Origin of the sequence: Sulfitobacter pontiacus (assembly GCF_040790665.1) — a bacterium.
Classification (GTDB): Bacteria; Pseudomonadota; Alphaproteobacteria; order Rhodobacterales; family Rhodobacteraceae; genus Sulfitobacter; species Sulfitobacter pontiacus.
This window is the reverse complement of the sequence record NZ_CP160849.1, coordinates 708,665-726,814: the sequence shown is the minus strand read 5'-3', so window position 1 is coordinate 726,814 and position 18,150 is coordinate 708,665. Positions and strand designations below refer to the sequence as shown.

Below are 18,150 nucleotides of genomic sequence, written 5' to 3'. Positions count from 1 at the left end.
GCCATGACCAAAAGCATGATCCACGCCACCACCGTCGCAATTGATGGGCGTGGCGTGATGATCAGGGGGGCTCGGGTAAAGGCAAGTCCGCGCTGGCGCTGCAGATGATTGCGATGGGAGCCGAGCTGGTTGCCGATGACCGCACGGATTTGATCGTTCAGGATGCCCAGGTTATCGCGCACCCACCCGCCGCGATCAAAGGGTTGATCGAGGCGCGCGGCGTCGGCTTGCTGACCTTGAAACATCGCAGTGCGATACCGATCTTTCTTATCGTAGACCTTGACCAAGATGAGCCTGACCGCCTTCCCGAAATCACGTACCAAGACGTGATGGGCATCCAAATCCGATGCCTGAAACGATGCGACGGGCCTCATTTTGCTGCCTCTGTTTACTTGATGGCAAAGATGATGAAATACACAGCAGATGACTGATGATGTAACACCCAACCGGCGTATGGTGCTGGTGACCGGCCCCGCGGGGGCAGGGCGATCTTCGACGCTAAATGTGTTGGAGGATGCAGGCTTTGAAGCGATCGACAATATTCCCATGCGGATGCTGCGCGCTTTGCTCGAAGCGCCGGGTCAACTGCGTCCGATGGCTCTTGGTGTCGATTTGCGGAACCGCGATTTTTCGACCGATCGCGTGATCGAACTGATGTCGGACATGCGGTCTCGTCCCGATGTAGATATTGAATTGCTATATCTGGATTGTGCGACCAACGTCCTGCTTCGGCGCTTCTCCGAAACACGCCGGCGTCACCCCATGGCGGCCACCGCTACACCTGTCGAGGGGATCGTGCGCGAGAAAGAGCTGCTTGAACCGGTGCTGGCGCTGGCGGATGTCCTGATCGACACGTCCGAGCTGAATGTGCACCAGTTGCGTGCGGAAGTGGAGCGCTGGTTCGCGCTTGATGGGGAGCATCACCTCAGCGTATCCGTACAGTCTTTCTCGTATAAGCGCGGCTTGCCCCGCAGTGCGGATATGGTGTTTGACTGCCGGTTTTTGCGCAATCCCTATTGGGAACCCTCCCTGCGTGGTATGAACGGCACACAAAAAGAGGTCGCCGATTACGTGCATGCCGACCCGCTGTTCGAAAGCTTTGCCGCACAGGTAAACTCTCTGTGTCAATTGATCCTGCCAGCCTGCAAGACTGAAGGTAAATCGCATATCTCTCTTGCGTTTGGCTGCACAGGGGGGCAACACCGTTCCGTAACTTTGGCCGAACATCTGGCGTTCAAACTTTCGAACGACGGCTGGCAGGTGTCCATCAGACACCGCGAACTGGATCGTAGTAAACGGGAAGAGACATCGCGTTGATTGGTATTGTGATTGTTGCACACGGCGGATTGGCCAAAGAATATTTGGCTGCGATCGAACATGTTGTTGGGTCGCAAAACGGCGTGCGCGCTATTGCGATCCATGCAGACCATGATCGTACCGAAAAGCAGCGGGAAATCTGCGAGGCAGCCGATGCCGTGGATACGGGCAATGGTGTTGTCGTCGTAACGGACCTTTTCGGTGGGTCCCCGTCGAACCTCAGTTTGCTTGCATGCCGTCCTGAAAACCGTCGGATCCTTTACGGCGCAAACCTTCCCATGTTGATCAAGCTGGCAAAGTCACGTGATCTGGAAGTGCCCGAGGCGGTGCGCGCGGCCCTGGCGGCCGGCAGAAAATATATTGATAGCCAGAATGTTAGTGCGGAATAGCAAGGCCCCTATTGTATGACCCAAGTCTCATTGAAAATCGTAAACGAAAAAGGCCTGCATGCCCGCGCCTCCGCCAAGCTGGTTGAGGTCGTCGAGGCTTTTGATGCGCGCGCCGAAGTCAGCAAGGACGGGATGTCCGCCTCTGGTGACAGCATTATGGGGCTGCTGATGCTTGCGGCGTCCAAAGGGTGTACGATTGATGTACAGACCTCCGGCCCGGATCAGGACGCATTGGCCGATGCGTTAACAGCCTTGGTGGCTGACAAGTTCGGCGAAGGCCAGTAACGGCGGTGTTTGCAATGCGGCCGGTGGTCACTGTGATGCGTAAAGGGTTAACCACATGACGGAGAATGCGCCAACCGGCCCTGCGCCCCTACTGAACGATGGCAGCGGCGAACCGGTGACCTTCACGAAGTATGACCGCCGCAGCCTGTCCTATGCATCCACGTTTGATCATCCTGTCAAATCGGGGATCATCAGCGCTATCGAACTTTTCACCGGCAAGCTCAAGGTTCTGCGCCTGATCCGACAGTTCGAGAAACAGGGCGCGCCCACAGGGCAGGGTTTCTGGCGTGCGGCACTCGATACCATGGGGATCGACCTGACGACCCCGCAGGAACAGCTGGATCGCATTCCGAAAACGGGTCCAGTGGTCGTTGTCGCGAACCACCCGCACGGGATGGTCGATGGCATGATTTTCGCCGATCTGATCGGACGGGTACGCCCTGATTATCGGATCCTGACGCGCTCTTTGTTGACCTCTATCGACGAGGTCGCGGGCAGCTATATGATCCCCGTGCCGTTTCCCCATGACCCTGATGCGCAGCGCAAAGGTGTCGAAATGCGCGCCAAAGCGATGGCGCATCTGAAGGATTGCGGTGTTGTCGCGCTGTTCCCCTCCGGGGTCGTAGCGGCTTCGGATACCATGTTCGGCCCTGCCATAGAGGCGGAGTGGAATGTTTTCACCGCGAAAATGATCCGGCGCTCGGGCGCGCAAGTGGTTCCAATGCGCTTTCCAGGGCAAAATAGCAGAGCCTATCAAATTGCGAATAAAATCTCGCCCATCTTGCGGCAGGGGCTTCTGCTCCACGAGATTGTGCACGCATGCGACAAGCCGCAGGGCCCGATCGTAGGCGCGCCGCTTTCGCCAGAGCACATGGCCGCTCATGCGGACGACCCGCGCGGTTTCATGGCGTGGCTACGGGCGCATACACTTGCGCTTAAAGACTAACGCTATCTTCCAAATGGGATAAATCCCGGGGGCGCGGGGGCTGGCTCCCGCTGCTTGCTGCAGATTTATCGCGTGGGGACAGGCACATCGCCGCGGTAGTCATAGAAACCCCGCTGAGATTTACGCCCCAGCCAGCCCGCTTCGACGTATTTTGTCAGGAGCGGGCAGGGACGATATTTCGTATCGGCCAGCCCGTCATGCAACACGTTCATAATCGCCAGGCAGGTGTCTAGACCGATGAAATCTGCAAGCTCCAGCGGCCCCATCGGGTGGTTGGCCCCCAGCTTGAGTGAACTATCGATAGATTCGACAGAGCCCACACCTTCATAGAGTGTATAGACAGCCTCGTTGATCATCGGCATCAAGATACGATTTACGATAAATGCTGGGAAGTCTTCGGCAGAGGCCGCAGTTTTGCCCAGTTTATCAACAACGCCGCGGCAGGCCTCAAAAGTTTCCTTGTCCGTCGCAATCCCGCGGATCAGCTCCACCAGCTGCATCACGGGCACCGGGTTCATGAAGTGGAACCCCATAAACTTTTCAGGGCGATCGGTTCGGCTGGCGAGCCTTGTAATCGAAATCGACGACGTGTTCGACGTCAGGATTGTGGTCGGTTTGAGGTGGGGGATCAGATCTTCAAAAATCGCTTGCTTGACGGTCTCGCGTTCAGTCGCCGCCTCGATCACCAGATCGCTTTGGCCCAGTTCTGCAAGTGTTTGGGTTGTCACGATTCTTTTGAGCGTCGCGTCACGGTCTGCTTCGGTTACCTTACCGCGGCCAACCTGACGGTCGAGGTTGCCGGTAATGGTATCAACCGCCTTTTGCAGTGCTTCAGCGCTTACATCATTCAACAGCACGTCGTAGCCCGCCAAAGCCATAACATGGGCGATGCCGTTGCCCATTTGGCCCGCGCCAACGATGCCGATTGTCTGGATATCCATGCGCTGTCCCCTTTTGTTTCGCCGCAGCATAAAGCGGGCGGGGTAGCAGCCGCAAGGGTCGGAATTCACGACAGCTTTTCTCAAATCCGAACATTAAGGAAATCGAAAATACTTAGGGCGATTCTGCGTCCGTAAAGCGGTGGAACAGGGTGAACGGTATGGGCGCTACGGATGATGGCAAGCGGCGGTTGGACTACGCGTTGTGTCGCTATGGCACGTCGAAGCTACTGTTTCGCGGACCTCTTCGGGGAACTTCCTCGCCCTATGTGGTTTTTGTTGGCGGCACCCAGACGTTTGGCCGCTACGTCGAAACTCCGTTCCCCGCGTTGGTAGAACTGTCTAGCGGGGTGCCTTGCATCAATTTCGGGTTACAAAATGCGGGTCTGGATGTGTTTCTACATGATACCGAAGTCATGAAAATTGCCGCCGGGGCGCATGTGACCGTGGTGCAAGTGTTGGGGGCACATAATATGTCGAATCGTTACTACTCAGTGCACCCGCGTCGAAACGACAGATTTATCGCACCGTCGAAACTGCTTTGCTCCATCTACCCCGAGGTTGATTTTGCGGAGTTTCATTTCACACGTCACCTATTGGAAGCGCTCAAGCAAGTCTCGCCCACTCGGTTCGCGATGGTGGTGCGTGAGCTTCAGCAGGCTTGGATCGCGCGGATGACCCTGCTGCTTGGCCGGATGACGGGACCATGCGTGCTGCTTCACCTTGGTCCCGAAAAGCCCACGCGTGACATGGGGGCGCAGGCTCGCGCGGGGCCTCTGTTCGTGACCAAAGCTATGGTTTCTCAGGTGAGTCGACTGGCGGCCGGGGTGGTATATGTGACACCGTCACACGCGGCCATATCCGAGGGGACGGCGGGGATGGTGTTCCCTCCAATAGAAAAAGAGCGGGCGTTACAGCTCCCCGGCGTTCGGGCACATCAAGAGATTGCGAAGGCGGTCGCGCAGGCGATTGCACGCCTGAAATAGAAAAAGGCCCGCAGGTGATTGCGGGCCTTATCCGTGAAAACCTTAAAGGCTTACAGTTTCTCGATCAGCTCGGGAACGGCTTCGAACAGATCTGCCACCAGACCATAGTCGGCGACCTGGAAGATCGGCGCTTCTTCGTCTTTGTTGATGGCGACGATGATTTTGCTGTCTTTCATGCCGGCCAAGTGCTGGATCGCACCGGAGATGCCAACCGCCACATAAAGCTCGGGCGCGACAACCTTACCGGTCTGGCCAACTTGCCAGTCGTTCGGAGCATAGCCCGAATCAACGGCAGCGCGCGAAGCGCCAACAGCGGCACCCAGCTTGTCAGCCAGCTTTTCGATCAAGGCGAAGTCTTCTTCGGAGCCAACGCCACGGCCGCCGGAAACAACCACGCCAGCCGATGTCAGCTCGGGGCGATCGCTTTCTGCAACGTGGTCTTCAACCCAGGAAGACAGGCCGGGATCGGCCGCAGCGGATACCGTCTCTACAGAGGCAGAGCCACCGTCGCCAGCGGCGTCAAACGTCGTGGTGCGGAAGGTGATAACCTTTTTCGCATCCGAGGATTTGACCGTCTGGATCGCGTTGCCCGCATAGATGGGACGTTCGAACGTGTCGGCATCGACAACACCGGACACATCGGACAGCAACATGACGTCAAGCAACGCAGCAACACGTGGCATCACGTTTTTGGCGTCTGTGGTCGCTGGCGCGGTGATGTGATCGTAATCACCGGCGAGCGATACGATCAACGCCGCAGTGGATTCCGCGAGGCGGTGGCCAAGGGTCTCATCCTCGGCGACCAGAACTTTGGAAACACCGTTGATTTTCGCCGCCGCTTCGCCCGCCGCAGCGGCGGAACCACCAGCGCAGAGAACAGTAACATCGCCGAGCATCTTGGCCGCAGCAACGGCTTTGGATGTCGCGTCAAGTGCCAGTTCGCCATCAGTTACTTCTGCAAGGAGTAGAACAGCCATTACACAGCCCCCGCTTCTTTAAGTTTCGCAACCAGTTCATCGACCGACTCGACCTTGATGCCCGCAGCACGTTCTGCTGGCTCAGCCGTCTTGATGATTTCCAAACGGTTGGAAACCTCGACGCCATAATCGGCAGGTGTCTTTTCATCCAAAGGCTTTTTCTTTGCCTTCATGATGTTGGGTAGCGACGCATAGCGTGGTTCGTTCAGGCGCAGATCCACAGTCACGACTGTAGGCATGGAAACCTTAATAGTCTGCAAACCACCGTCGACTTCACGTGTCACAACAGCGCTGTCGCCATCGATGTCGACTTTGGAGGCGAAGGTCGCTTGCGACCACCCCAGCAGAGCGGACAGCATCTGGCCAGTGGCGTTCATGTCGTTGTCGATCGCCTGCTTACCGCAAAGAACAAGGTCGGGCTTCTCTTCTTCGACGACGCCTTTCAGAATTTTGGCAACGGTCAAAGGCTCGATATCGTTGTGCACATCGTCGGCCGCCACGATCAGAATCGCGCGGTCGGCGCCCATTGCCAGCGCTGTGCGCAGTGTTTCCTGCGCCTGTTTTACGCCGATAGAGACGACCACAACTTCTTCGACCTGGCCGGCCTCTTTCATGCGGATCGCTTGTTCGACGGAAATCTCGTCAAACGGGTTCATCGACATCTTTACGTTGGCAAGATCAACACCCGTGCCGTCCGCTTTGACGCGTACTTTCACGTTGTAGTCGATCACGCGCTTTACAGGTACCAGTACCTTCATGAGCGTTCTCTCTCCTCAGTTGACGATCCGGGCCGGTTCGGCCCCGATCATGTGAACTCTTCGTCGGTGTAACGAAGCAATCGAATGCAAAACAGTCAAAAATAGTAATTTATTGTCTTTCGACGCGGCGTTTCTGACTGACGGCCTTAGCGATTTGCCCCGGGCACCCACAATACATCGTCCTTACCGCCGTTATTTGAAGCCCTGGCCGCGACGAAAAACCAATCGCTTAGCCGGTTCAGATATTTGACGGTGGCCGGATTGATAGAATCCCTGTCAGCCAAATGCACCGCAAGCCGTTCGGCGCGGCGCGCAACTGTCCGGCACACGTGCAAATGCGCGGCAAGTGCGGTGCCGCCGGGTAGAATAAAGCTTCTCAGCGGAGACAGATCCGCGTTCATCACGTCGATCTCACGTTCAAGCCTGTCGACCTGCTCCGCCGCGAGGCGCAGAGGCGGGTATTCGGCGCCTGCATCCGCTTCCATATCGGGGCGGCACAGGTCAGCGCCCAGGTCGAACAGGTCGTTCTGGATACGCGACAGGGCGGCGTCGGTTTCGCCTTTCGCCTCAAGCCGCGCGACACCAACAAAACAGTTCAATTCGTCGGATGTGCCATATGCCTCGACCCGGAGGTCGTGTTTGGCCACACGGTCCCCGTTCCCCAACGCGGTTTCGCCTTTGTCGCCGGTGCGGGTGTAGATTTTATTAAGAACAACCATCAGCCAGCGTCCTTTCGCAGGTACACATATATGACGATGAGAATGACAGCGATGAACTGTGCGATGATGCGCATGCGCATAAGTTTATTTGAATTGCGCTTATTGAATTCTCCGCCACCAGCGAAGCCCCCAAGCCCAAAAATCAATACGATAACCACCGCAATCACGGCAACGACGGTCAGGATATATAACGGATCAGCGAACATAAGCATCCTTTGTGTTGCTGAAAGATGTAGCGGGGTCATGCAGTAGCGCAACCCGAATTTATCGAGAGAGCACCCAGTCTAAGGCACGTGTTGGTAAAATACGCTTTAAAATGCCCGAGATACGCGTCGGCGTCGTGACATAATACCGCGGCCGTGGGCGGTCGGCCTCCAGCGCATGGATAAGCTTGTCAACGACTGCTTGTGGCGGAAGCTCGAACCTGTCGGGCCCTCTCGCAGTGTATAGCCTGTCTAATAACGCGCTTTCGTATTGCGCCTTTCGGGCAGAGCTTTTCCAATCGATCCAACGCTCGAAGTGCGGGATAGAGTTCGCGCGGATGTTGGATGTAATGGGCCCGGGCTCGATCAGGGTCACGTGAATGGGGGTGTCGCGCAGTTCAATGCGCAGCGTGTCCGTTAAGCCTTCCAGCGCGAATTTCGTAGAATTGTAAGCGCCACGCCACGGCATTGTGACAAAACCCAATACGGACGAACATTGGATAATGCGCCCGTGACCCTGTGCCCGCATCACAGGGATGATCTTGCGCGTAAGCTCATGCCAGCCGAAGAAATTGCTTTCGAATATCTCGCGCAGCGCATCTGTGGGGAGGTCTTCGACGGCACCGGGTGTCGCATGGGCACCGTTATTATAAAGGGCATCGAGCGTGCCACCGGTTTGCTCAAGTACATGATCCACCGCAGTGGCGATGCTACTGGCATCCGTATAGTCGAGCTGGGGCGCATCAAATCCTTCAGCGGCTAACCTCTCGCAATCGCGTGTTTGGCGGCACGAAGCGAAAACCCTCCAGCCGCGTTCGCGCAGCGTATGCGCAGCCGCGTAGCCGATCCCGGAGGAGCAGCCGGTAATTAAAATTGTACGTTGTTGCATTAACTGTTGTCTCGGGAGTTGTTGAGTAGTTTACCCGTTCGACAACAGGAAATCGGCCATCCAGCCCTCTGGCCCGCCGTCTACGGGACGCATCTTTACCCATCCATCGCCGTTATCCTGAATGATCTCGACCGAATCGCCGCGACCTAGCTTGCTCACGACCTGAAACTCGGTGCCAGGGCCACCACGGACATTCACACGGTTGCCGGATACAGAACGAATATCCGCCTCGTTGCTCAGGTTCGTTTCAGCACGTGCCTCTACGATCGCGGCACCGCTGTCGTTCGGAACGATCAGACTGGGAATAATTGCGGGTGTGTCCGCCCCGTTCGCCGCGATATTCTGGGCAACAGGCACATACGATACGTCAGTCGCAGCACCGGTGTCCGCGGTATTCAATGCGGTTGTGAGGGTGACAGAAACGCGGTCGGCATCATCCGCTTGCGCGGTGCTTTCAAAACCTGGCGGGGTCGTATCAACCGGAGCCGTCGCGACCGCCGGGATGGCCTTTGCCGTCTCGACTGGTTCGTTTGAGGTTTCGGCGGTGATTTCGTTCTCCTGTGCTGGCATTTGGTCTGCATTCGCAGCCATCTGAGCGCTCGCGGGTTGAAAATCGGCCCCGCCGCTCATCTCGTAGAATGCCCAACCAAGAAACCCGAAGGTCAACAAAATAAACCGCTTCATCACACATTCCTCGAAATAGCAGACAGCCTAGACCCGCAGCAGGTCTCCCCAAGGCTGTATTATCAAGTATAACATAAAATGCTGCCTAATCGTTCCAATATGTTTGCAAAGTTGCATGACAGAGACACCGCGCACCGTGCTGGGGCGCTGCGCGCCAAACAGTCGCTTGCCGCGTCTCGCGGCCTTGGCTAAACAATGAAGATGTCAGATGTAACCACCCCCGCCGATCCAGATTCTCGCAATTCGTCAGAGCCTTTGCGCCGTGCATTGGGCGACCGGTATCTGACCTATGCGCTGTCTACTATTATGCACCGCGCGCTGCCGGATGCGCGCGACGGATTAAAGCCCGTTCACCGTCGAATTCTATTCGCGATGCGTGAACTGAGGCTTAACAGCACCGGGGGATTCCGGAAGTCTGCGAAAATTTCCGGCGACGTAATGGGGAACTATCACCCGCACGGCGACGCTGCGATTTACGACGCGATGGCGCGTCTCGCGCAAGACTTTAACGTGCGTTATCCGTTGGTTGACGGGCAGGGGAACTTTGGCAACATCGACGGGGATAACCCCGCTGCAAGCCGATATACCGAAGCGCGGATGACCGCCGTGGCCGAGGCCATGCTGGAAGGTCTGAATGAAAATGCTGTCGATTTTAGAGAGAATTACGACGGCACACTGACCGAGCCTGCCGTTCTGCCCGCGCAGTTCCCGAACCTTCTGGCAAACGGGTCGTCGGGCATTGCTGTCGGCATGGCCACCAACATTCCGCCGCATAATATCTCGGAACTGGTAGACGCCTGTATTCACCTGATCAAAACGCCCGATGCCCGCGACGATACCTTGCTTAAATACGTTCCCGGTCCTGATTTTCCGACCGGCGGTATTATCGTTGAACCCCCTGAAAACATTGCGAATGCCTATCGTACGGGTAAAGGCGGTTTCCGTCTGCGCTGTCGGTGGGAAACAGAGGATCTGGGGCGCGGTGCTTGGCAAATTGTCATCACTGAAATTCCCTATCAGGTGCAGAAATCCAAGCTGATCGAAAAGATCGCAGAGCTTATTCAGACCAAGAAAATTCCGATTCTGGGCGATGTACGCGACGAATCGGCCGACGATATTCGTCTGATCATCGAGCCGCGTTCCAAGAACGTTGATCCCGAGGTCCTGATGGGGATGCTGTATCGCAGCTCTGATCTTGAGGTGCGATTCTCGTTGAACATGAACGTCTTGATCGACGGTGTGACGCCTAAAGTATGTTCGATGAAGGAAGTGCTGCGCGCATTTCTTGATCATCGGCGCGAGGTGCTTCAGCGGCGCTCGACCCACCGGATGGAGAAAATCGACCACCGACTAGAGGTCTTGGAAGGTTTTATCGTCGCGTTTCTTAACCTCGATCGCGTGATCGATATCATTCGCTATGACGAGGACCCGAAATCGGCGTTGATGGCCGAGGATTGGGGTAAGGATCACGTGCGCGCGATGGACGAGGCGAGCTATGTACCGCCAGCGCCCTCCGCTGAGAACTCGCTATCCGAAGTCCAAGCGGACGCGATTTTGAACATGCGCCTGCGGTCGTTGCGCCGCTTGGAAGAAATTGAGTTGCTGCGCGAGCAATCCGCCTTGATGGAGGAGCGCTCGGGCCTCGAAGATCTGTTGGAAAATGAAGGTACCCAATGGGATACGATCATCGACCAGCTGCGCGAGACGAAAAAGCAGTTCGGCAAGGACTGGTCGCTGGACGGTAAGAATATCGGTCGTCGTAGAACGAGCTTCTCCGAAGCTGGCGTGATCGAGGAAGTCCCGCTGGAGGCGATGATCGACCGCGAACCGATTACAGTTGTCTGTTCGCAGATGGGCTGGATCCGTGCGATGACGGGACATATCGATTTGAACCGCGAGTTGAAGTTCAAGGATGGGGACGGCCCCCGCTTTATTTTCCATGCAGAGACGACAGACAGGCTGCTGGTTTTCGGGTCGAACGGGCGCTTTTACACGGTGTCTGCATCGACCTTGCCCGGCGGGCGCGGCATGGGAGAGCCCTTGCGGTTGATGGTGGATCTGCCCAACGAAGTTCAAATTGTCGATATTTTGATCCACAAGGCGGGGCGCAAGCTCTTGGTGGCTTCCTCGGCCGGGGATGGATTTATCGTGCCGGAGGATGATGTTCTGGCGCAGACACGCAGCGGTAAACAGGTGCTGAACGTGCGCGGCGACGCGAAAGCAATGATTTGCGCGCCGGTGGCCGGTGATGCGGATGCCGTTGCCGTTGTGGGCGAAAATCGCAAAGTCTTGGTGTTCGGCTTGGACGAACTTCCCGAAATGGGACGCGGCAAAGGTGTGCGGCTGCAAAAATACAAAGACGGGGGCATGTCTGATGCGATCACGTTTAGCCGCGAGAACGGGCTAAGCTGGCAGGATCCCGCGGGACGGACACGCACCGAAGCTGACCTGACCGAATGGACTGGCAAACGCGCGACAGCGGGGCGCATGGCACCGCGTGGGTTCCCGCGTGATAACCGCTTCGGTTGATCGCAAGCGACGTGAGTGACGCCGAACTGTCATACCCCAGTGGTTCGGCACCCGCGATGTCGGTTCAATTCGTCGGGGGGCGCGGCGCGCTCTTTTGGTTGGCGTTCAAAACCGGTTTCCTCACGATTATGACGCTAGGGTTTTACCGGTTCTGGATGAAGACCCGTTTGCGGCGATGGTATTGGTCTGCAATCCGGCCGGGCGGGCATCCGATGGAATACGTCGGCGATCCGATTGAAAAGCTATTGGGCTTCTTCATCGCCGTTGTGATCCTCACCTTCTACATCGGAATCATTAATCTGATTCTGATGTTCGTCAGCTTCTCGGTGTTTTCGAGCGCGACCTTAGGGTACTTCGCAGCGGGATTCGGGGTTGTTCCTTTTTGGTTCTATGCCCGATATCGTGCGCGACGGTACGTTTTGGGACGGACGCGATGGCGCGGGGTGCGGTTTGGCCTTGATAAAGGTGCATGGGGGTATGTCTGGCGCGCTATGCTGCATTGGTTGGTCACCATTTTCTCGCTAGGGCTGCTTTGGCCACGTATGACCTTCTACCTTGAAAAATACATGACGGACCGCACCTTTTTCGGATCGGCACAGCTGCATCAAGGGGGGCGTTGGGGCATGCTCTATCGTGCCGCGATTCCGTTTGCTTTGTTCACCTTGCTGCTTCTTGGTAGCGTGGCCCACGCGTACATATCTGCCGCGTCCCAGACTTTCGACACATCTGGCTTTGCCTCGAAGATGCTCGAAACGCTGGCTGACGGGCAGGGCGCAGCATTTTCTATGCGAGGCGCTTGGTGGTTGCTCCTTTTCCCCGTGAGCTTGCTAGGCATGGTCTACGGTGCAGTGCACTATCGCTTTGTTTCGAAAAGGCTAATGGCAAACCACAAGTCAGCGAATGGTATCGCCATAACGTCGAGGCTAAGCGCACCGCGTATCGCGTTCATCTACGTCTTCGGCAGCTTTATCGCATATTCGGTCCTCGTTCTGGGGGTGATTTTGCTAGTGCTAGGGGCATTTGTCGTGATTGGACCAAGCGCCTTTATGGGGTTTGATTTGGGGATCGACATTGAAACGCTTCCGATCCCGCGGGCTTTGGCGATCGTGGTGTTGGCGGGTTTTTACCTCTCGGTCTTTTTGATGTGGAACGTTTGCTACAACACATTCGTCACCTTTCCGTTAATGCGTCACATGGCCAAAACCTGTGCGCTTCCGCGGTATGACGGTTTGCAAAGCATCAGCCAGTCGGGGCGGGATGACTTTGCCGAAGCCGAAGGGTTTGCAGAGGCGTTGGACCTGGGAGCCGCGATATGAGCGTCGGGTTTAACGGCATGGGGGCGGCCTATTTTGATGGTGATCGTCCGGTTGCCGAAGATGTCAGCCTGCATATTGCGAACGATAATCTGCAGATTGGACTGGATAGCGAAGATATTATCTTCTGGCGGCTTGGCGATATTCGGTTGGTGCCCGATCAGGCGCGTGGGAAAGACTATACCCTGCGCTCAGTTACAGATCCGCTGGCGCGGCTTGTCGTTGCGGATAAGACGCTGCTACGACATCTTCCTGCCGCCCGGCGTCCTGCGCCGGCCCGAGGGCGGGGCCGCTTGTTCGCTTGGGCAATCGCAGCTGTCGCGGCTGTTGTGCTTCAGATTACAGTGCTGGTGCCTTTTTTGGCGGACCGTTTGGCGAATTTCATCCCACCAGCAGGAGAGGCGGCCTTGGGTGAGGCGACATTGGGCCAAATTCGCAGGGCCTTGGACGAAACCGGCATGCAGCCCCTCGCCATTTGCGACGCCTCGGCGGGCGAAGCGGCGCTCACCGGCATGATCACCGCGCTTAACGCGGGCGAGGGGGCAGTGCAGGATTTGAATGTCCTGGTCCTGGACCACCCGATGGTGAACGCTTTTGCGCTACCCGGCGGGATTGTCGTGCTGTTCGACGGGCTGATCCAGCAAGCCCAGTCCCCGGATGAGGTCGCCGCTGTGCTGGCGCATGAAATTGGTCACGTTGTCAGTCGAGACCCGACACGCCATGCGTTGCGATCCGCCGGATCGATCGGCGTATTGGGGCTTTTGTTCGGTGACTTCGCAGGCGGTGCCGTGGTGTTGTTTCTGGCAGAGCGTTTGATCAGCGCGACCTATTCCCAGCAGGCCGAAACAGAGGCAGACGCGTTCGGGCATAAACTTCTGGCGACTGCGGGCGTGTCACCGAAAGCGATGGGGGCCATGTTCGAGCGCATGCGCGAGACCCAAGGCGAAGCGAACCCACTGATGGCCCATTTCCTGAGCCATCCATCATTCGATGACCGCATCACGGCAGCGCAAAATGCGGCGCGCGCGCAGTCTGAATACGCAGCTATTGTCGACGCGGACGCCTGGGGCGACTTGCGGCGGATTTGCGACTAGGCAGGCGTTGCGGTTAACCATACTCCGCCTTCGGGGCGTAGGGTCAGGATCATAACCGGTTCAGGGCTTTTCCCGGCGACAGGTGTGAAACGAAACCGCGAAAGCAAGGTCGCAAGGATGATCACCGCTTCTTGCTGCGCAAAGGACGCGCCGATGCAGATACGCGGGCCATCGCCAAAGGGCAGGTAGGCGTATCGGTCGATCGCTTTGCGATCTTTGAAACGGTCGGGATCGAAAACGTCGGGCTGATCCCAAAGCTGCTGATGGCGGCCAAGCGCGTAAATCGGCACCATGACAGTATCGCCGGGCCGAACTTCCCTGCCGCATAAGGTGTCGTTTCTCTGCGCGGTGCGTGAAATCACCCCCGCCGGCGGGTACAGGCGCAGGGTTTCGTCGATAATTTGGCGGATGTATGGTAGGTTTTCGACGTCTGCACCCGTCGCCGCGCGCCCCTGCAGCACGGTTTGCGCCTCGGCGCGGGCTTTCTGCTGCACGGCCTGATCAAAGCCCATCAGATAGAGCGCCCAAGACAGGGTAAGGGCCGTCGTCTCATGCCCTGCGACGATGAAGGTTAACAAATTGTCCCGTAGCTCGGCCGTATTCATCTGACGTTTGGTCTTGGGGTCGGTGCCGTCAAGGAGAAGATCCAGCAGGTCCGGCGTATCGCTGGGCCCCCGTTCGGCCCGCGCATCTATCGCGCCGTCGGCAATGCGTTTCATGTCTTTCAGGGCACGGCCCAACATCGCCCGTCCTGGGCGCGGAAGCCAGTCTGGCAAGCCAAGAATATCGAAAAGGCTCAGTTTTCCGGCCTCTGCAATATAGTCGTCGATGGCGCGGTGCACGGCGCCGCGGTCAAACCCGTCGCCGCCCGAGAATGTGACATCCGAGATGACGTCGAATGTCGACGTGACCATCTCGTCCAGCATATTGATGGCCCGCGGGCCAGCGGCGGCGATCCGGTCGGCCGACCTTTGCGCTGCGGCGGTCATGATGGGCGACAGGTTCAGCATATTGCGGTGCGAAAAGGCCGGTGCCACCGCGCGGCGTTGCCAGCGCCAATGCGCACCCTCCGCAATGAAAAGGGAGTCTCCGATCGCGGGGCGCAAAAGGTTTTTTGTCACTAAGGATTTGGGGTAGTCGTCAACCCGATCCAACAGCATCTCGCGGATGGCAGTCGGGTCCATAACCATGTGCCAACGCTTGCCCATTTTGCCAGAGACCATCGGCTGTTTGACAGCTATTTCAGGAATAATGCTAAGCACATTACGTCGCGCCATAGCGAGGCTGCGAAACAGGCCTAGGGGTTGGTTAACCAAGGCCACGCGGGCGGGCAGGGGGCGATCCATGGCAATTATCCTAAATCAGACGGACATAAGGTAGCACGCCTCCCGGTGCGTGCCACTTTAGCAAACGTTGCACCCTATTCAGCCTTAGGGTATCGCAAAGGGCATAAATGCGCCGAGGAGGCATGAAATGGTTCGAATTTTATCCGCTTTGATCAGTATCGTGGTCCTTTCTGCGTGTAACGGGGCATCCGACCTCGACAAGCCGGCGGTGCCTTTGGGTGACTTTAATCTCTACCACAACATCGTTGTTGCGCCGAAGGTACAGAAACTGCCGATCAGCCGCGAAGTCAGTGAAGAGGTGCTGACGACGGCTGTCAAAGACGCCATTGCCGAACGCTTTGACCGCTATGAAGGCGCGCGCAATTACCACTTTGGCGTCAGTGTCGAAGGCTATGTTCTTGCGCCTCCTGGTATTCCGCTTGTGCTTGCGCCCAAGTCGATCATGATCCTGAACCTTACCGTTTGGGACGACGCCGCGGGTAAGAAGCTTACGGACGAACCGCACCAGATCACCGTTTTCGAATCCCTTGATCAGGGGCCTATCGTGGGGTCTGGCTACACCAAGACTGCTGAAGAACAGCTTAAGAACCTCAGCCAGAATGCGGCAAAGTCGATCGAGACCTATTTGGTCAAGCAAAATAAGGCCGAAGGCTGGTTCGAACGCCCGGCGGACGCGGTCATCGAGCGCGCTGAAATCCCCTCTGCGCCGGCGGTAACAGCGAACTAGTGCGCATTTACATGAATTCTGCGGCGGTGTGAGGCGAACAGGTGCTTGATTTTATGCGCCAGACCCAATACATCGCCCGCCAGATAGGTTTGGGTCTGGGTTCAGGCCCTCATTAATATAAAGGGCTGCTCCATGGCTAAGGCAAAGTTTGAACGTAATAAACCACACGTTAACATCGGTACCATTGGTCACGTTGACCACGGCAAAACCACGTTGACCGCGGCGATCACCAAATACTTCGGCGACTTCCGCGCCTATGACCAGATTGACGGCGCGCCCGAAGAAAAAGCACGCGGCATCACCATCTCGACCGCGCACGTTGAGTATGAGACCGAAGGCCGTCACTACGCCCACGTCGACTGCCCAGGCCACGCTGACTATGTGAAAAACATGATCACCGGTGCGGCGCAGATGGACGGCGCGATCCTGGTTGTGAACGCTGCTGATGGCCCCATGCCACAGACCCGCGAGCACATCCTGCTGGGCCGTCAGGTCGGCATCCCCGCCATGGTTGTCTACATGAACAAAGTAGACCAGGTGGACGATGAAGAGCTGCTGGAACTGGTTGAAATGGAAATCCGCGAGCTGCTGTCTTCCTACGACTACCCAGGCGACGACATCCCCGTTGTTCCAGGCTCCGCTCTGGCGGCGATGGAAGGCCGTGACAATAACATCGGCGAAGATTCGATCCGCAAGCTGATGGAAGAAGTCGACAACTACATCCCGACACCAGAGCGCGCTGTTGACCAGCCGTTCCTGATGCCTGTGGAAGACGTCTTCTCGATCTCCGGTCGTGGTACAGTTGTGACCGGCCGTGTTGAGCGTGGCGTGATCAACGTTGGCGACGAAATTGAAATCGTCGGCATCCGCGACACCAAGAAAACCACATGTACCGGCGTTGAAATGTTCCGCAAACTGCTGGACCGTGGGGAAGCTGGCGACAACATCGGCGCCCTGCTGCGCGGTATCGACCGTGAAGGCGTTGAGCGTGGTCAGGTTCTGTGTAAGCCAGGTTCGGTTAAGCCGCACACCAAGTTCACAGCCGAAGCCTATATCCTCACCAAGGAAGAGGGTGGCCGTCACACGCCGTTCTTCGCGAACTACCGTCCACAGTTCTACTTCCGGACAACAGACGTCACCGGTACCGTTCAGCTGCCAGAAGGCACTGAAATGGTTATGCCTGGCGACAACCTGCAGTTCGACGTGGAGCTGATCGCCCCCATCGCGATGGAAGACGGTCTGCGCTTCGCGATCCGCGAAGGCGGTCGTACCGTTGGCGCGGGCGTGGTTTCCAAAATCACCGAGTAAGCCAACCCGCGGGTCACCCCGCGCACCGGCAACAAGACGAAGGCCGCTCCCAATCGGGGCGGCCTTTTTCGTGGCTTGGGGGCGGGCGGCATTATTCCTGCGCAATGCGTCTATCTGCCCTTGATCCCCCAGCGAATATCGACTACCTCACCACTCGGCATAGGGGTTTAGCTCAGTTGGTAGAGCATCGGTCTCCAAAACCGAGGGTCGTGGGTTCGAGTCCCTCAGCCCCTGCCAATCTCAACACATGTGAGGACGCGCACTTTGGTGTACCAGCTTCGCCAGTAGGCGAGCTTGATATGAAGCCTTGAATTCAGTGCTTTTGACAGATACATCCCCACAATCGTTCGTATACAGGAAAACCGACATGGCCACAGTCAACCCGCTTCAGTTCATCCAGCAAGTGCGTTCCGAAGTATCCAAGGTCGTCTGGCCCACCCGTCGCGAGGTCATGCTCACCACGGTTATGGTGTTCATCCTTGCCGCGTTGACAGCGGTGTTCTTTGCGATCGTCGATATCCTCATCCGTGGCGGATTGCAGTACATCCTGGCCGCCTTCGGCTGATCCAGGGGCGCGGCACCTTAAAACGCCGTGGCCCTCTTGAAACATGTGCGATTGCGGGCTATCCCGCAGACCTGATCAAGAGGGGCGTGCGGCGATTCGTGTTGCGCGCCGATTTTTTGTTCACCGCCGGCATGCTGCGACAGGCTGGTTTTTACGAGAATTAGATGTGGCCGTTGC

At 57.1% G+C, this 18,150-nt stretch carries 20 protein-coding genes and 1 tRNA gene; 13 read left to right on the top strand and 8 right to left on the bottom strand.

The features are described 5' to 3' along the window. Positions 1-113: 113 nt before the first annotated feature. From AB1495_RS03620 to AB1495_RS03600, 5 genes are read left to right on the top strand one after another with little or no spacing between them, the layout of a single operon-like run. On the top strand, positions 114-431 hold the full coding sequence (locus AB1495_RS03620; RefSeq protein ID WP_367581969.1) for an HPr kinase/phosphorylase: 318 nt from the start codon (positions 114-116) through the stop codon (positions 429-431). Further along, complete coding sequence (gene rapZ / locus AB1495_RS03615) at positions 424-1,317, top strand: RNase adapter RapZ (RefSeq protein WP_009825323.1); 894 nt, start codon at positions 424-426, stop codon at positions 1,315-1,317. The genes AB1495_RS03620 and rapZ overlap by 8 nt, the downstream gene beginning before the upstream one ends. Then, positions 1,314-1,706: a PTS sugar transporter subunit IIA gene (locus tag AB1495_RS03610; RefSeq protein ID WP_005849910.1), complete on the top strand. Its 393-nt coding sequence runs from the start codon at positions 1,314-1,316 to the stop codon at positions 1,704-1,706. Before rapZ ends, AB1495_RS03610 begins: the two co-directional genes overlap by 4 nt. 15 nt (positions 1,707-1,721) lie before the next feature. Further along, positions 1,722-1,991, top strand: coding sequence for an HPr family phosphocarrier protein (locus tag AB1495_RS03605; RefSeq protein WP_005849908.1), 270 nt, complete (start codon positions 1,722-1,724; stop codon positions 1,989-1,991). Positions 1,992-2,046: 55 nt separating this feature from the next. After that, positions 2,047-2,937 carry a lysophospholipid acyltransferase family protein gene (locus AB1495_RS03600; protein ID WP_074637199.1) on the top strand — a complete coding sequence of 297 codons (891 nt, stop codon included), beginning with the start codon at positions 2,047-2,049 and terminating at the stop codon, positions 2,935-2,937. A 65-nt stretch (positions 2,938-3,002) separates the two neighbouring features. Here AB1495_RS03600 and AB1495_RS03595 read toward each other — a convergent pair whose 3' ends face one another. Continuing rightward, on the bottom strand, positions 3,003-3,878 hold the full coding sequence (locus AB1495_RS03595; RefSeq protein WP_005849905.1) for a 3-hydroxybutyryl-CoA dehydrogenase: 876 nt from the start codon (positions 3,876-3,878) through the stop codon (positions 3,003-3,005). Positions 3,879-4,036: 158 nt separating this feature from the next. Between AB1495_RS03595 and AB1495_RS03590 the strand changes: the two genes are divergently transcribed. Next, positions 4,037-4,861, top strand: a complete 825-nt coding sequence (locus AB1495_RS03590; RefSeq protein ID WP_074637197.1) for a DUF6473 family protein — start codon at positions 4,037-4,039, stop codon at positions 4,859-4,861. 50 nt (positions 4,862-4,911) lie between these two features. Here the strand turns inward: AB1495_RS03590 and AB1495_RS03585 are convergent, their stop codons facing one another. The 6 genes from AB1495_RS03585 to AB1495_RS03560 form a co-directional block, all read right to left on the bottom strand. Further along, a complete protein-coding gene (locus tag AB1495_RS03585; protein WP_005849902.1) occupies positions 4,912-5,838 on the bottom strand; it encodes an electron transfer flavoprotein subunit alpha/FixB family protein in 927 nt (308 codons plus the stop codon). Next, positions 5,838-6,596, bottom strand: a complete 759-nt coding sequence (locus tag AB1495_RS03580; RefSeq protein ID WP_005849900.1) for an electron transfer flavoprotein subunit beta/FixA family protein — start codon at positions 6,594-6,596, stop codon at positions 5,838-5,840. The genes AB1495_RS03585 and AB1495_RS03580 overlap by 1 nt, the downstream gene beginning before the upstream one ends. Before the next feature lie 146 nt (positions 6,597-6,742). Then, entirely contained in the window at positions 6,743-7,315 is a 573-nt protein-coding gene (locus AB1495_RS03575) for a cob(I)yrinic acid a,c-diamide adenosyltransferase (RefSeq protein ID WP_074637195.1), read from the bottom strand. Continuing rightward, complete coding sequence (locus AB1495_RS03570; RefSeq protein WP_074637192.1) at positions 7,315-7,521, bottom strand: twin transmembrane helix small protein; 207 nt, start codon at positions 7,519-7,521, stop codon at positions 7,315-7,317. The genes AB1495_RS03575 and AB1495_RS03570 overlap by 1 nt, the downstream gene beginning before the upstream one ends. Positions 7,522-7,579: 58 nt before the next feature. Beyond that, entirely contained in the window at positions 7,580-8,407 is an 828-nt protein-coding gene (locus AB1495_RS03565; protein WP_074637190.1) for an SDR family oxidoreductase, read from the bottom strand. 30 nt (positions 8,408-8,437) lie between these two features. Further along, positions 8,438-9,091: an SH3 domain-containing protein gene (locus tag AB1495_RS03560; RefSeq protein WP_074637189.1), complete on the bottom strand. Its 654-nt coding sequence runs from the start codon at positions 9,089-9,091 to the stop codon at positions 8,438-8,440. Positions 9,092-9,292: 201 nt separating this feature from the next. On the opposite strand from AB1495_RS03560, the gene AB1495_RS03555 reads away from it, so the two are divergent. From AB1495_RS03555 to AB1495_RS03545, 3 genes are read left to right on the top strand one after another with little or no spacing between them, the layout of a single operon-like run. Beyond that, complete coding sequence (locus AB1495_RS03555; RefSeq protein ID WP_074637187.1) at positions 9,293-11,620, top strand: DNA topoisomerase IV subunit A; 2,328 nt, start codon at positions 9,293-9,295, stop codon at positions 11,618-11,620. Positions 11,621-11,676: 56 nt separating this feature from the next. Continuing rightward, a complete protein-coding gene (locus AB1495_RS03550; RefSeq protein WP_074637330.1) occupies positions 11,677-12,936 on the top strand; it encodes a DUF898 family protein in 1,260 nt (419 codons plus the stop codon). Further along, positions 12,933-14,027, top strand: coding sequence for a M48 family metallopeptidase (locus tag AB1495_RS03545; RefSeq protein WP_074637185.1), 1,095 nt, complete (start codon positions 12,933-12,935; stop codon positions 14,025-14,027). The genes AB1495_RS03550 and AB1495_RS03545 overlap by 4 nt, the downstream gene beginning before the upstream one ends. Here the strand turns inward: AB1495_RS03545 and AB1495_RS03540 are convergent. Next, positions 14,024-15,373, bottom strand: a complete 1,350-nt coding sequence (locus AB1495_RS03540; RefSeq protein WP_074637183.1) for a cytochrome P450 — start codon at positions 15,371-15,373, stop codon at positions 14,024-14,026. The two genes, AB1495_RS03545 and AB1495_RS03540, sit on opposite strands and share 4 nt — an antisense overlap. Positions 15,374-15,500: 127 nt before the next feature. Between AB1495_RS03540 and AB1495_RS03535 the strand changes: the two genes are divergently transcribed. From AB1495_RS03535 to secE, 4 genes are all read left to right on the top strand, one after another. Next, on the top strand, positions 15,501-16,100 hold the full coding sequence (locus AB1495_RS03535) for a hypothetical protein (protein ID WP_235208576.1): 600 nt from the start codon (positions 15,501-15,503) through the stop codon (positions 16,098-16,100). A gap of 132 nt (positions 16,101-16,232) precedes the next feature. Next, on the top strand, positions 16,233-17,408 hold the full coding sequence (gene tuf, locus AB1495_RS03530; protein WP_197145831.1) for an elongation factor Tu: 1,176 nt from the start codon (positions 16,233-16,235) through the stop codon (positions 17,406-17,408). A gap of 161 nt (positions 17,409-17,569) precedes the next feature. Further along, positions 17,570-17,645: transfer RNA gene (locus AB1495_RS03525), tRNA-Trp, on the top strand. A gap of 130 nt (positions 17,646-17,775) precedes the next feature. Then, complete coding sequence (secE, locus tag AB1495_RS03520; protein WP_005849880.1) at positions 17,776-17,973, top strand: preprotein translocase subunit SecE; 198 nt, start codon at positions 17,776-17,778, stop codon at positions 17,971-17,973. Positions 17,974-18,150: the final 177 nt, after the last annotated feature.